This is a genomic window from Marivirga atlantica, assembly GCF_016734805.1.
Taxonomy (GTDB): domain Bacteria; phylum Bacteroidota; class Bacteroidia; order Cytophagales; family Cyclobacteriaceae; genus Marivirga; species Marivirga atlantica.
The window spans coordinates 121,932-137,190 of the sequence record NZ_JAERQG010000004.1 but is presented as its reverse complement, the minus strand read 5'-3'; the positions used below and the strand labels follow the sequence as shown (position 1 = coordinate 137,190).

Here is a 15,259-nt window from a genome sequence, read left to right as displayed (position 1 = left end):
AAATGAATATTCCTGCCGATTTAAAATATACTAAGGATCACGAATGGATTAAAGTTGATGGTGATATGGTGATTGTAGGTATCACAGATTTTGCACAGCGTGAACTTGGTGATATTGTTTATGTTGAAGTTGAATCAGTTGATGAAGAAATTGAAGAAGGAGAAGTGTTTGGAACAGTGGAAGCTGTGAAAACCGTTTCAGATCTTTTTATGCCAATTTCAGGAACGGTAATTGAGTTTAATGAAGACTTGGAAAGTGAGCCTGAAGCCGTAAATGAAGATCCTTATGATAAAGGGTGGATGATCAAGATAAAGCCGGCAGATATGTCATCAGTTGACAATCTACTTTCAGCAGATGCTTATAAAGACCTGATAGGGGAGTAATGTTTTTCAGGTATAACCTGTTTGGAATCATCTGGTTAGTGATTATTATTTTGCTTGGTTTAACACCAGGCAAGTCCATGCCTCTAACTAATTTATGGGAGATTTTAAGCTTTGATAAAGCAGCTCATTTTGCAGTATTTGCAATATTTAGCTTCCTGTTAATCGTAGGCTTTTCCAAGCAATATACCTACTTGTTTTATCGTTACCATGCTGTTAAATTAGCAGTGCTCATAAGCTTTGGTGTTGGTCTGTTTATTGAAATTAGTCAGGCCTTTATACCAGGTAGGGGTTTGGAAATTTGGGACATGTTAGCCAACTCTTTAGGAGCTTTTGCTGGTATGGGCGTATTCTATCTGATTTATAAAATTTGATATTTACCATACTAAAGTGATTATAGAATTGGAATTTATTTTAAGAAGTAATAGTTTTACTTTATAAACAATGTGATTTATGGAACTTAAGAAAAATCCGAAAGCGGACATAAATAAGAAATCTACCCTTTTTTTAAATATAGGGTTAGTGGTTTCTTTGTCTTTGACTTTCCTTGCATTTGAGTGGAAGTCTTACGATGAAGGGCCAGCTATGGATTTAGGTCAAGTGGAAGATAACATGGAAGAAATCATGGACATTCCACCAACACAGCAGCCGCCCCCACCACCACCAAAGGTGAAACTTCCTGAAATCGTGGAGATTCCTGATGAGGAAGAAATTGAAGAAGATATCGATATCGATCTTGACCTAGATATGTCAGAAGATACTGAGATTGAAGATATCATCTTTGAAGAAGATCCGGGTGAAGAGGAAGTTGATCAGATATTTACTATCGTTGAGCAACAAGCTGAACCTAAAGGTGGTATTCAAGCATTCTACGATTATGTGGCTGGAGAGCTTTCTGATAAGTATCCTCGTCAAGCACAGCGTATGGGTATTGAAGGTGTTGTTTACGTTCAGTTCGTAATCGAGAAAGATGGTTCTTTAACGGATGTAAAAGCTGTTAAAGGTATCGGTGGTGGATGTGATGAAGTAGCAGAGGAAGTTGTGAAAAACGCACCAGCTTGGACACCAGGTAAGCAAAGGGGTAGAGCTGTACGTTCTCAGCGTGTAATTCCTATTAGATTCGTTCTTAACTAATTAAAGTTAGGTTAACTATAGAAGAAGGCCGATTTGACTAATCAAATCGGCTTTTTTTGTGTCTTTATTTTTTTGGCAGAACTGATATTGGGAATTCTAAGATTGACTGTAGTACCTACACTAACTTTTGAGTCAATTGACACTTCTCCATTTAGTTTATCAACAGTTTCTTTAACAATGTAAAGCCCTAAGCCGGAGCCTGCATTATCATCAGTAGCACGATAAAACATATTAAAGACCTTTCCTATGTGCTGCTCTTCAATACCTCTGCCATTATCAGCAATTTTAATTAAGGCTTCTTTATCATCAATTTTAATATCAACCTCTATTTTAGGTGATTTTCCATTTCTGTAGCGGATTGAATTAGATAAAATATTATTAAGAATTACTTTCAGTCTCCATGGGTCAGATTGAAAATCTTTTTTACCGCTGATCTTAATATCTTTCTCTACCCTTTCATTGGGATTGCTAAACTTCAGCTGGTCGAAGGTGGTAGTTATTAAATCGTTGAAATCGATTTTAGCAGGCTTTAGCTCTAATCTGGAGTTTCTTGACTGGTCTAGAATCTCTTGAATAAACTCATCTTGTAGCTTAGCACTATCTTCTAGTTTAGATATGTACAACTCGTTCATCTCGGGTTGTTCATCACTTCTGATCAAACTAATGAGGCCTAGCATACTTGCTATTGGAGCACGAAGGTCGTGTGACACCCTATATACAAAATTATCCAGCTCAGAATTAATCTTTCTTAATTCAATATTTGAAGATTGTAGCTCAACCTCAGCCTTCTTTCTAACAGCGTTTTCTTGCTCCAGCTCTTTAGTTCTTTCCGTTATTTTTTCTTCCAATTGGCCATTCAGGTTCCTCAATTCAAGCTGAGTATCTGTTCTTTCCTGTTCAGTAGCTGATAGTATTACAGTAGATATACTTATCACACTGATGAAAATCTGAAGTATCAGCATAGCATTGTCCGAAGTTTCCATTACAAAAGGGCCTAATTCCTGAATGGTCATATAGACTGAAATGAGTGCAATCAAAATAGTAGCAAACATGGCTATTGAAAGATGAAACCTAAAGGCTAACCACAAGATTAACGGTAAAATTAAAAAAGGTAAAGCCATTTGGACAGGCTCTCTTAATGAGTCATTGTTCAGTAAAAAGGCAACTATGGTGACACCAACTGAAAATAGTACTGTTTCCAGTAAATGATTTTTATTAAACTTGAATATAATCTTCTCTTTAAAGGAGAGTATAAATGGAGTGAAAAGTAATATTCCTACTAGGTTGCCAACCCACCATGAAACAAAGCGGCTCACAAAATCTCCGCCTTCAAACAAACCCTGATAATAAAGAACACTCGTACCTATTGCTGCACTTACCAGTGAAACTAACAGGCTTATTCCCAGAAACCGGAAAACGAATACGGTTTTTGTAAAATACTTTTCTTTCCCGACCCATTTATTTACCAAAAAATAGCCTAGTAAGGCTTCTAAAGTATGTCCTGTAGCTATTACGGAAGAAAGCAGAATAACTGAATTAGAAGCCAAATCACCTGTATTCCAATAGGCTAAAATATTGGCTAGCAGCGCGCCTATGGTGATTCCAGGCCAAACTCTTCTACCTAGTATAATAATAAAGGCTAAGGCTAAGCCTGAAGGTGGCCAAGTAGGTAAAATATAGATGTCTTGAAATACCAGAAAATAGCCTAATCTGGCAAAAAAGAAATAGCCAAGTGCTACGAGAAGGATTTTAAAATCCTGTTGATATTTAACTAAAGCTTTGAGCTGCATGAGCTAAGGTGCTTATTTCTAGTTAAATATGGTTATAATATTTTAAACTTACTCTATGAAAGCTTCTTTTTGTTAGACGAAAGGTCTATAATTAAGGATTAAGCAATATTAATCTTCATATAGCAGGTACTTCTTTCTCATATTTTTATAATTATTGAGATCAGTTTGCCAGCTTAATTTAATTTCCTCTTCTGTAAATCCAGCTTCTATTTGTTCTCTTAACGATTGGTTGCCTACAAGTTTTGTGAAGAAATTATTGAAAAACTTATCCTTTTCATCAAATGCCTGATAAAAGTTTATCAAATATTGTAAGGTGAAGCCTTCATTATAGAGCTTGCTGTCAAACTTTAACCCAAAGCATTCTTCACCCTCAAAGGGCGGGTATTTAGCTCCTTCAGTGCTTGTAGGAATAAAACTATAAGTATAATCATCATTGAGTTTAGGATGACCTATTTGCTGAAATGGTATTGCTGTTCCTCTACCTACGCTGATGACTGTTCCCTCGAATAGACATAAAGACGGATACAAGGCGATGCTCAAGTCGTTTGGTAAGTTAGGAGAAGGTTTTATAGGTAAAGAATAATGCATCCCATGGTTGTAGTGTGCTACCTTAATCACTTCAAGTTGACACTTTAAACTATCATTAAGCCAGCCTTCATTGTTGATCATGCCCGCAAGCTCACCAACAGTTAATCCGTGTAAAATTGGAATAGGATGCATTCCTACAAATGATTGATGTGCTAAATCTAATACAGGACCTTCAATATACATCCCATTTGGGTTAGGTCTGTCAAGTATGATAAGTAGCTTATTATTTTCCGCACATGCCTCCATTACATAATGCATAGTGCTTATGTAGGTATAAAACCTGGCGCCTACATCCTGGATGTCGAAAATTACAATGTCAATATCTGATAATTGATCCTTCGTTGGTTTTTTATTGCTTCCATAAAGCGATATGATTGGAAGTCCGCTCTTTTCATCAATCCCATTTTTCACGATGGCACCAGCATCAGCTTTGCCTCTAAAGCCATGCTCTGGAGCAAATACTTTTTCAATATCCACTCCTAATCTTAAAAGACTATCCACTAAATGGGTCGCCTTAATGGTTGATGTTTGGTTAACAACCAGAGCTACTTTTTTATCTTTCAAAAGTGGTAAATACTGATTGGTTCTCTCAGCTCCTACTATAATTGATTCTCCATCAGTTTGAGAATATCCATCGCAACAAACCGCTGAAAAAAATAGGGGGATAAGAATGATGACTTTAATAATGATATTGTAATTTGCAGACTTAAGCATTTGTCAAAAATAGCAGTTATTCTTGAATCTACCTGATTTTATAGCAAAGCGTACAATTAATGCCAAAGGTGGTGCTTTCTCAGGAAGCATCTACCGGATTGCTATTAGTAGTGTAGCCATAGGCCTTGCTATTATGTTGATGTCCATCTTAATTTTAGGTGGTTTCAAGCAGCAAATCGCTGATAAGATATATAGCTTTACAGGTCACCTTCAAGTTTCGAAGTATACTTTAAGTAATTCACTTGAATCATCGCCTACTACTACCAATACTGATTTTTACCATAACTGGCAAGACCTGGATTACATTAAGAGTGTACAGGCTTTTGCTTACAAAGCAGGTTTATTAAAGGCCAATGATGCTGTAGAAGGTGTAATTATAAAAGGAGTCGGTGTTGATTTTGATACAGCAAGTTTCAGTAAAAACATGGTGGAAGGTACGTTTCCTAATTTTACTGAGGATGAATACACAACAGATGTTGTAATAAGTGAGAAATTAGCAAAGCTGCTTCAGATTAAGGTAAAGGATAAGCTTTTGATGTATTTTGTTCAGAATCCTCCGAGGTATAGACAACTTACAATTACTGGAATTTTCCAAACAGGTCTTGAGGAATTTGATGAGCGCATAATCATTGGAGATATGGGAATGATTCAAAGACTAAATGATTGGGAAACTGATCAGGTAGGTGGATATGAAATATTCTTGAAACAAGGTACTGACATTGATGAAGCTGAAACTGAAATATTTGATAAAGTAAACTCTGATCAATTCGTTAATAACTCGAAGCAAAAATATAACCAGTACTTTGAGTGGTTGGATCTCCTTAATCAGAATGTTAGAGTATTTTTAGGCTTGATATTATTTGTAGCCTGCTTTAATATGGCTGCTGTTTTATTTATATTAATAATGGAACGCACTAACATGATTGGCTTATTGAAAGCAGTAGGTGCCGATAATGGGCTCATTCGAAGAATTTTCTATTTTAGTGGTATTAGGTTAACACTGAAAGGGCTTCTCTATGGTAATGTTTTAGCGTTAGGCTTGGCAGCATTACAATATCACTTTCAAATTATACCATTAGATGCTGAGAATTACTATATGAGTTATGTGCCAATCTTGTGGGATGTCAAATCGATTTTGTTGATAAATTTAGCTGTATTGCTCCTGGTAGGTGTAGCTTTAACCTTGCCAACATTTTTAGTGACAAGATTAAAGCCGATAAAAGCTATCAGATTCGATTAATCTTTTTTGACCATAGTTGATGATGCTTGTGCTGTTGGGAATATGAGTACATCAGCCAAATTAACGTGAGCTGGTCTTGTCGCCATATAGTGGATTAGGTCAGCAATATCTTCAGCCTGAAGTGCATCAAATTGTTCATATACTTTTTTTGATCTTTCCTCATCTCCTTTAAAGCGTACTAATGAAAACTCCGTTTCTACCAGTCCGGGAGCAACCTGAGATACTTTTATATTATGTTTATTGAGGTCTAATCTCATAGAACTGTTAATGGCATCTACGGCATGTTTTGAGGCGCAATAAACATTGCCATTTGGATATGTTTCTTTTCCTGCCACAGAGCCAATGTTAATGATGTGTCCACTTTTTCGCTGAACCATCTGCTGAATAATTGGCTGACTAACATAGAGCAATCCTTTTACATTAATATCAATCATATTATTCCAGTCGTCCATATCGGCATCTTCAAAAGAGGCAAGACCATGAGCGTTTCCGGCATTATTTATTAGTAAATCCACTTGCTCAAATTCAGGAGGAAGAGATTGTATAGCTTTAATAACATCTGCTTGATTGCGAACATCGAACGTCAGCGTATAAATGTCAGTATGATCTTTTAATGCTTCCTTTAATTCATCGAGGCGTTCTTGTCGTCTTCCGGTTGCAATAATTCTAAAATTGTTTTTACCTAATAAAAGAGCCGTAGCTTGCCCTATACCTGATGTTGCTCCTGTTATAAATGCTGTCTTTTTCATTTCTGTTCTTTACTTTATGGCAGAGGTAAACCTGTTTTTCCCCTGCATATCTTTAATGAGTGTAATGTTTTTATACTTGTACTTTGTTAGAAGCTGTACCACTTCATCCCCAAATTGTTCATTAATTTCAAAATAAAGCTTACCGCCAACATTAAGTTTGTCATATGCTTTCTCTGCTATAACTCTATAAAAAAGTAAGGGGTCATCATCTTCTACAAATAATGCTAATGCCGGATCGTGCTCAAGAACTTTGGTATCCATTGTTTTTCGTTCAGAATTAGTGACATAAGGGGGGTTGCTAACGATGATGTCTGAATGAGCAAGATAATCGCTCTCTGAGTTTAAAATATCATCTTCAATAAACTCAACTTCTACATTGTTTAATTGGGCATTCCGTTTGGCTGTTGCCAGAGCCGCATGGCTAATATCAATTCCTAGAACATTATTCTCAGGCAATTCTTTTTTAAGGGTAATCGGTATGATTCCTGAGCCAGTACCTATATCAACTATTTTACCTTCTTTTAGACTTTTATCAGCGGTAATTATTAAGTGGATTAATTCTTCAGTCTCGGGTCTGGGTATCAGTACATTTTTATTTACAAGAAACTTGCGTCCATAAAACTCTGTATGACCTAATATGTGCTGAACCGGCTCTTTGTTAAGTAATCTTTCAATAATTTGATCTAGTCCATCTGCCTTATTTTTATAGTCAGGCACTTCTTTGTCAATAAGAACATCTGTTCTGGAAGAATGAAATAATTCATCCAAAATTATGTAGGTGATGCTATTAGCTTCTTCTTTTGATTCGACTGTTTTAAGCTTTTCTGAAATATGAATAAAAAGTTCTTTCGAACGCATACTTAGTTGTTTTCTGAAGACTAATTAAAATTAAGTATTTTTGCGGGCATGCATAAACTTGATGAGAAATTTATGTCAAGAGCTATTGAGTTAGCTCTTCTAGGTAAGGCCACAACCAGCCCTAATCCTGTGGTCGGCTGCGTAATTACCAGAGATGACCTTATTATAGGTGAAGGTTGGCATCGGCAGTCAGGCTTACCACATGCTGAAGTAAATGCTGTTAATTCGGTTAAAAACCAAGACCTTTTAAAAGACGCAACAGTCTATGTCACTTTGGAACCTTGTGCACATTATGGGAAAACCCCGCCATGTGCAGATTTACTAGTTGAGAAACAAGTAAAAAAGGTAGTGATAGGTTGTACAGACCCTAACCCTCTGGTTGCAGGCAAAGGTATTGCTAAACTTGAGGAAGCAGGGATACAAGTGGTGCTTAATTGTTTAAAGGATAGATGTTTATCTATAAATGAAGGTTTCTTTCACTCAATTAAGTATGCACAACCTTATGTTATATTAAAATGGGCGCAAACTGCTGATGGTTATGTGGCAAGAGAAAATTTTGATTCAAAATGGATTAGCAGTACACAATCGAGGCAAATAGTGCATAAATGGAGAAGTGAGGTAGACGCTATTTTGGTAGGGAAGAATACTGCTCATTATGACAACCCATCACTGACAACGCGTGCCTGGTCCGGTAAAAATCCATTAAGGGTAATAGTTGATCATAAATTGGCATTAAATAGCGACTTGCATATTTTTGATAATTCTGTGCCGACAGTAATTTACAATTTACTTGAGAACAAAGAGATTGGAACAGTAAAGTATGTGAAGCTAGAAGAGAAAGAATTCTTTCATCATTTATTAGCTGATTTAGATAAAAGGAACATTAGAACATTGTTTGTGGAGGGTGGCGCGAGTACGCTCAAGCATTTTATTGACAAAGACTTATGGAATGAAGCTAGAGTTTTTACCTCACAAACTACTTTTGATGGTGGTGTAAAAGCACCTCAACTTAATGATAGGTTACTCGTTGGATCACAACAAATTGAAACAGATATTTTAAACTACTTCAAAAAGATAGAATAATGGCAGAAAGCTTATTAGTAGATAGAACAGCACCGAAAGAAGAAATATACAAATCATTGATACCTCAGATAAAGGCTTTGACAACGGGAGAGGATGATGTGACAGCCAATCTGGCCAATATTGCAGCTGCATTAAAAGAAGGATTAGGGTTCTTTTGGGTTGGTTTTTATTTGGTAAAGGGAGATCAGTTGGTGCTTGGACCATTCCAGGGGCCAATTGCCTGTACGCGAATAGCGAAAGGAAAAGGCGTTTGTGGAACAGTTTGGCAAGAAGGTAAAACTTTAATAGTTCCAGATGTTGAAGCTTTTCCTGGCCATATAGCGTGCAGTTCTGCTTCTAAATCTGAAATAGTATTGCCCGCCTTCAAAAACAATGAAGTAGCTCTTGTATTGGATGTTGATAGTGATGAACTCAATTCTTTCAATCAGACTGATCAAAAACACCTAGAGGAGCTGATGCTTCATATACAAAGTTTTCTCTAGTCAGACTCTTCCATAGGTACAAATTAAAATAAGAATAATTCAAAAAATAGTTTGATTATTCACATTTTTAGTATATTTTTGGTTGTTAGATGATTGAGAATTAGAAACTTAACCGTATGCAAGCAAAGTTTACCAGAAGTATACTTTTTAGTCTTTTTTTTCTACTGACTGTTTCAAATGTTTACAGTCAGAGAGTAGAAATTGATAGGATATTTTTCAAAAATGCCAAAGTTCATGTGCAGTACAAACTGCATGATGATAAAAAAGATAGAAGTTATCAAATACAACTATATGGTTCTAAGGACAATTACATCTCTCCTTTAAAGGAAACAACAGGCGATGTAGGTGTTGAAATTTACGCGGGTGATAGCAAAGAAATTATTTGGGATCCTTTTGCTGAATATGGTGATGACTTCAATGAAGAAATCGCTTTGGAAATTCGAGGCCGAGTTTACATTCCTTTCGTAAAACTAGATGATTTTAATTACACCAGCCTCAAACGAGGTAAACTCTATGATTTAACCTGGACTGGTGGTAGTTCAAGCAATATCCTCAATATTGAATTATATAAAGGTGATAATAAAGTTGCCTTATTTTCCAATATTGCTAATGTCGGGGAATATGACCTGATCATACCAAAAGATGTTCAGCCTGGAAAAGGGTATAGATTACGCATATCTGATAAAAGCAATAAAGACGACATCGTCTTCTCAGATGAATTCAAGGTGAAAAGAAAGTATCCTCTTGCATTGCAAATAGGAGCAGGTGCTGTTGTAGCAGGTGGTATTTATTTTCTAATTACACAACTAGGTGGCGATGAGGCTGGCCCTGCAAATAATGATATTGAAGGCGCTCCGCAAACTCCTCAATCTGAAGATTAATTTAATTATGAGAAATATTTTACTAATCATATTATTTGTTTTCCCATTTATAACCCAAGCTCAGCTTGAGGGTGGCTTCGTTGATAATAACGATAAGGACAAAATATCCAGATTGTACTTTGATGAAGCTACACCTAGTAAGGATTTACCAATATCAGATATGGTGAATTTTGAAAAGGGTTTTTATACCTATTCTAATGGTATAATGGGCTACTATAATGTAGAAACTGAAGAATATAAAGAGTTTGATGACTATGGTCATCAAATAGCTAAGTTTGCGGCAACCTATAACAGATTTGCTCTTGTTAATTTCTACAATGGTGCAGGAGACTTTAAAGAATCTGCCATTTTTGATATGGTGGAAGGTTCCGTTGTTACACCTTTTGATTTGGAGTTATTTGATATTTACGCGGTTGAATCTTCATTTTATTTTGTGGTAAAGTCTGAAGGTATCAAACGCTTGGCACATGCATCAGATATAAGGGAAGCTCCCAAAGTTATTTCAGAAAATAGAGTTGTTGAAAATTTTAAGATTGAGGTAAATAGTAAAGGAATTGCCTGGATGAGTTTGTGGGACACTGACTCTAAAAACTGTGTACTATACAATATTCAGCCAGGTGAACCACAAAAATTAAATAATTTTGCTCAAACGCCTGATAGTACTTTTGCTTACGCGCAAAATTTAATTTTATTCAGTGAGAGTGGTAAAATTATAGCTGCTAACACCTCAGGTAACAAAGAAGAAATTAAGGATGTTGAAAGCTTCGGGTTTAAGTTTTTTAAATTAGGAGATAAACAGTTTGGGTTCTGGTCCAGTGATAATATTGATCCTACAAAAGCCTCTAAAAAGGACGTTTATTTCGTTGATTTTTCAAGTGGTAATCCTAAACCATATAGTCTTAATGAAATAGTTGAAAATTCTGCATTTTCAGATGATGTGACTAATATACTTCAGCCAAGTGATGATTTTGTCACCATAACCAATTTAGATGGTGATGAATACCAAACTGTAATATTTGATACTGAAAGATCTTTTTTAAACAAAGGTGAGAAGCTGATTACAAGGTATCCTGCTAACAGCGCCAAAGTATTTGGTGAAAAATATTTAGGGATACATTTTGAAGTAAACGATGGCTCGAGGGCCGAGGGCTCGCTGTTTTACTATAATCTGGCAGAAAAATCTAAGCTGGCATTTGATAGATTTCCATCTTATGACCCACAGGGGTTTGCTTTTGAACCTGAATTTGGATCAACCTCCAGCGGTAATTATGTAGTTTTTAATAGTGAACAAAATGGCTTCGAGTTAAATGTTCTTTCCACAAAAACCCAATCAGGTTATTTAATAGCTGAAGAAATAACTAATGATGACGCGGCCAAAACTGCTTTAAACGAGTTGAACGTTGAGAAGGTGTTAGAGGAGTATTCCACCTATCCTAGAAAACTCACTTCAATAAATGGTTCTCTATATTTTATGGCTCATGTGGCTTCGGGAACTTTTCAAAACTCAAATTTTCTTTATAAGCTAAATTTGAAACCAACAAATATTAGTATTTCAGCAAATACCGTTAACGAAGATATTAACTCACTTACTAATGTAGCTACAATTTCTAATGCAGATGCTGACGACAATAGTGACTTTACTTATGGATTGGTAAGCGGCACAGGAAGTGCAAATAATAACTTATTCAGCATATCTGGTAATACTTTAAGAACTAGTGGTGGTTTTGATTTTGAGAGTAAGAAGGAATTATCTATCCGTTTAGGTGTTGTTGATCCTCATGGTTTAACCTATACAAAGGCATTTACAATAAATGTAGCTGATGCAAATGATGCACCAACAGGTATAAGTTTAAGTAGTGATAAAATTGGAGAAAATGCTTCCATTGGTGATAAAATTGCAGATATCACTACTGAAGATCAGGATTCTGGAGATACTTTTATTTATTCTTTGGTGGATGACGCAGGGGGAGCATTCGCTATTAACAATAGTGAATTATTAACTAATGCTACTTATGATAATTCTGTTCAATCAGAGTATACCATTACCATCCAAACTCAGGATGCCGCTGGTGCAACTTTTCAAGATAACTTTACTATCGGTATCACTGATTTTAACTTAACACCAACTGATATTGTACTTAGTAGCTCCACCATAGCAGAAAACGCTGATTCTGCCACAGTTGTTGGTGAGATATCTACCGTTGATCCTGATGCTGATGATACCAACTTTAACTATGCGTTAGTGGATGGTACTGGTGGAGAAAATAATAGCGATTTTACTATTGATGATTCTACAAACCCTCCATTACTCAAATCTGCCAAAGTTTTTGATTTCGAAACCGTAAATGAATTAAGCATAAGGCTGAGAACGACAGACCCTAAAGGAGCAAACTTCGTGAAGGAGATTGTTATCAACGTAACTGATGCGAATGATGCACCTGATAGTCTAACAATTGATAATGATTCAATTAGCGAAAATCAAGCACAAAATACGGTCGTAGGAACGGTTTCTACAGTTGATGTGGATGAGAATGATACATTCAGTTACAGCCTTGTAGCCGGAACTGGGGATGAAGACAATGCATCTTTTACAATTAACCCATCAACCGGAGAAATTGTACAGGCAACAGATGGTTTCGATTTTGAAAGTAAATCAACGTATTCTATTAGAGTTGAATCACAAGATAGTGGAGGAGAAACAGTTCAATCAGTTATTAATATTTATATTAAAGATGAAAATGAGGCACCGAGTGCCATTTCATTGTCCAGTTTCGATGTAGAAGAGAATAGCGCTAATGCTACGATAGGAGAAGTTTCTGTTGAGGATCCTGATGCTGGCGATACTTATTCACTCTCTTTGCCAGATACCCTTAATAATAGCTACTTTGAAATTGTTACCGGAGGTGTAATTGGTTTAAATGGAGCTTTAAATTTTGAAGATAATAGTTTACCGAATCCTCTATCATTATATGTGAGGGCAACTGATGCTGGAGGTAAATCCAGCGGTCAGGATTTCTCAATTAATGTACTTGACATAAATGATACTCCTGATTCATTGGTGCTAAGTCTATCAACTCCAGAATTTGGACCAAAGGAGGCCAATGAAAAAATAAGCAGAATCTTCATTGGAGATGATGAACTATCTTCAACACTAGCAACAGTTTATAGTTCTGAAGGGTATTTATTAACAGTACCAGTTGGAGCTGGTAGTGATGTCTTTGCTGTCACTTATGATCCTAATGGGCAAGTTTTCAATTTAGTGGCTGGCGATTCTCCTATCACCTTTGATACAGGAAACCCTGATAACAATAATTTCACTTTTACCCTGAGACTTGAGGACTCTAATCATTCGTCAAATGAGACGAAAATATTTCAAAGAGAATTCACACTTTCTGTAGTCGATCCTAACGCACCTTTAGCACCAACTGAGATTGATTTATCAAACAATACCTTAAGTGAAAATATTGAAGAAAACTCTAATGGAAGAATAGTAGGAGATTTATCAACAGTTGATGAAAATGAAGAAGATACACATACTTATGCTTTGATTCCCGATGAAAGTAAGAATGATAGCATTTATGATAATAATAGTTTTGAGATCATTAATCCATCATCCGGCCTATATCAGTTGAAATTTAAAGAGGAAGTAAGCTTATCATACAATAGTGATTCTGTTTACTACGCCTATATAGAAACCACTGATAACACTGGATTATCTACAGCTCAACTGTTTCAAATAAATATTACGCAGTACATTGATAATGATGCACCTGAAATAACAGCAGATAATTTTACCCAGAATGTAGTTTCTAATGGCGAGGAAAGAATATTTGATTTAGGTATTGATGATTGGGAAATTGATAAAGTTGAATTTAGAAAGGCATCAGTTACTTCGAATTCTTTCACAAGTCCGCAAGAAATCAGTTTAAATACATCCACTAATACCTATCAGTTATCAATAGCTGCTAGTGATTATGATGAGTTTGGTGCTAAATTTCAAGTGATTGCTTCAGACATGTCTGGCAATGTGGATAGCTCGGAGATTTACTATGTCTATAGGGATTTACCAGTAGGTAATATGTATTCACCATTGCCAACTGAATTTATAGGACAGGGTAAGACTACAGCAGATTATCGAATGTTCTCCCTGCCTTATAAAGTGGAAAATGTAGATATTCAGAACTTTATGGAACAGCAATTAGGTGTTGCCTATAGCTTGGAGAATTTCAGAATTTTCAGCTACAATACTGCAACTGGTGATTATCAGAATACTGTGAGTCTTACCAATTTTCAGGAAGGTAAGGCTTACTGGTTTACTACCACCCAAGAAGCACCAGAAATTACATTTGGGCAGGGTAACCTTTTTAAATATAAAGCTGAAGGACAAGCAGGGGGGCAGTTTGTATGGAATCTAAAACAGGGATGGAATCAAATAGGCAATCCTTATCCTATTGCACTCGATTGGGAAGCTATTATTGCGGGGACTGATGTAGGAGCACTTTATGTTTATGGTGAAGGTGGCTATACTAATTCAAGTACTTTACCAGTTTATGGAGGAGGATTCGTTTTGGTCAATGAAGATATTGAGTTAACTGCCTCTATTAATACAGGAAGTTCACAGCGTAAACAAGAAACCCCTTTCGACTGGAAACTGAATTTATTCGCCTCACAAAATGAGTTGAAAGCAAGAGGTGCTGTTGGAATGCATCAATCGGCTGAGGTTGGGTTAGATAAATTTGATTTGGCTAATCCACCAAGATTTGAGAAATACCTGGAGATCGACTTTAACAAGACTGATCGCTTCTACAATAATTATAATCAGGACATAACGGCTCCTTCGGCTCAACATATATGGGAGTTTAATCTTAACAGCCATGACAAGAACAACCCCGTATCTTTAGCTTGGAATAATGAAGGTTTATCGCAAGGTCAGTTGTTCTTGATTGATCTAGAAACACTGAATAAAGTTGATATGGCTACAACTAGTCAGTACTATGCAGAAGACGGAAAAAGATCTTTCAAGATAGTTTACAGTCAGTATGGTGGTGATTTTGATTTGGGAACAATGATGGTTGGTACACCAATACCTAACCCGATGAACAACAATACTTCAATAGCATTTAACATTCCGAAATCTGCTAATCAGTGTAAGGTAAGTGCGGAAATATTGGATGTTAATGGTAAGCTTATCAAGAAAATAGCTGATAATGAACAATTTAGTCAAGGTTTTCATTTATTGAGTTGGGATGGCACAAATATGAATAACACAAAAGTGTCTTCTGCATTGTATTTATACAGAATCTATATACAAGGTGAAGATTCTGGAATATATACTGGTAGAATATTAAAGACGAATTAAT

At 36.0% G+C, this 15,259-nt stretch carries 12 protein-coding genes; 8 read left to right on the top strand and 4 right to left on the bottom strand.

Annotated features, from left to right (window positions below; genetic code table 11):
- Positions 1–2: 2 nt before the first annotated feature.
- The 3 genes from gcvH to JKP34_RS14895 all read left to right on the top strand — a co-directional run bounded on the left by gcvH (position 3) and on the right by JKP34_RS14895 (position 1,514).
- Positions 3–383: a glycine cleavage system protein GcvH gene (gene gcvH / locus JKP34_RS14905; RefSeq protein ID WP_201923231.1), complete on the top strand. Its 381-nt coding sequence runs from the start codon at positions 3–5 to the stop codon at positions 381–383.
- Entirely contained in the window at positions 383–754 is a 372-nt protein-coding gene (locus JKP34_RS14900) for a VanZ family protein (RefSeq protein ID WP_201923229.1), read from the top strand. The genes gcvH and JKP34_RS14900 overlap by 1 nt, the downstream gene beginning before the upstream one ends.
- A gap of 79 nt (positions 755–833) precedes the next feature.
- A complete protein-coding gene (locus JKP34_RS14895; protein WP_201923227.1) occupies positions 834–1,514 on the top strand; it encodes an energy transducer TonB in 681 nt (226 codons plus the stop codon).
- Between the two features lie 41 nt (positions 1,515–1,555).
- Here JKP34_RS14895 and JKP34_RS14890 read toward each other — a convergent pair whose 3' ends face one another.
- Together JKP34_RS14890 and JKP34_RS14885 are read right to left on the bottom strand one after the other, a co-directional pair.
- On the bottom strand, positions 1,556–3,304 hold the full coding sequence (locus JKP34_RS14890) for an MASE1 domain-containing protein (RefSeq protein WP_201923224.1): 1,749 nt from the start codon (positions 3,302–3,304) through the stop codon (positions 1,556–1,558).
- 108 nt (positions 3,305–3,412) lie between these two features.
- Entirely contained in the window at positions 3,413–4,606 is a 1,194-nt protein-coding gene (locus tag JKP34_RS14885; protein WP_201923222.1) for an exo-beta-N-acetylmuramidase NamZ family protein, read from the bottom strand.
- A 22-nt stretch (positions 4,607–4,628) separates the two neighbouring features.
- Between JKP34_RS14885 and JKP34_RS14880 the strand changes: the two genes are divergently transcribed.
- The gene (locus JKP34_RS14880) at positions 4,629–5,846 is read left to right on the top strand and encodes an ABC transporter permease (protein ID WP_201923220.1); all 1,218 of its coding nucleotides are present in this window, start codon (positions 4,629–4,631) and stop codon (positions 5,844–5,846) included.
- Here JKP34_RS14880 and JKP34_RS14875 read toward each other — a convergent pair.
- Positions 5,843–6,595 (bottom strand): SDR family NAD(P)-dependent oxidoreductase, encoded by a 753-nt coding sequence (locus JKP34_RS14875; protein WP_201923218.1) that lies wholly within the window; start codon positions 6,593–6,595, stop codon positions 5,843–5,845. The two genes, JKP34_RS14880 and JKP34_RS14875, sit on opposite strands and share 4 nt — an antisense overlap.
- Positions 6,596–6,604: 9 nt before the next feature.
- Positions 6,605–7,453: a peptide chain release factor N(5)-glutamine methyltransferase gene (gene prmC, locus JKP34_RS14870; protein WP_201923216.1), complete on the bottom strand. Its 849-nt coding sequence runs from the start codon at positions 7,451–7,453 to the stop codon at positions 6,605–6,607.
- A 48-nt stretch (positions 7,454–7,501) separates the two neighbouring features.
- Here prmC and ribD point away from each other — a divergent pair, with 48 nt between their 5' ends.
- The 4 genes from ribD (at position 7,502) to JKP34_RS14850 (ending at position 15,258) form a co-directional block, all read left to right on the top strand.
- Complete coding sequence (ribD, locus tag JKP34_RS14865; RefSeq protein WP_201923214.1) at positions 7,502–8,536, top strand: bifunctional diaminohydroxyphosphoribosylaminopyrimidine deaminase/5-amino-6-(5-phosphoribosylamino)uracil reductase RibD; 1,035 nt, start codon at positions 7,502–7,504, stop codon at positions 8,534–8,536.
- On the top strand, positions 8,536–9,018 hold the full coding sequence (locus tag JKP34_RS14860) for a GAF domain-containing protein (protein ID WP_201923213.1): 483 nt from the start codon (positions 8,536–8,538) through the stop codon (positions 9,016–9,018). The genes ribD and JKP34_RS14860 overlap by 1 nt, the downstream gene beginning before the upstream one ends.
- A gap of 116 nt (positions 9,019–9,134) precedes the next feature.
- Complete coding sequence (locus tag JKP34_RS14855) at positions 9,135–9,899, top strand: Ser-Thr-rich GPI-anchored membrane family protein (RefSeq protein WP_201923212.1); 765 nt, start codon at positions 9,135–9,137, stop codon at positions 9,897–9,899.
- Positions 9,900–9,906: 7 nt separating this feature from the next.
- A complete protein-coding gene (locus JKP34_RS14850; RefSeq protein ID WP_201923211.1) occupies positions 9,907–15,258 on the top strand; it encodes a cadherin repeat domain-containing protein in 5,352 nt (1,783 codons plus the stop codon).
- The last annotated feature ends 1 nt before the right edge of the window (position 15,259 follow it).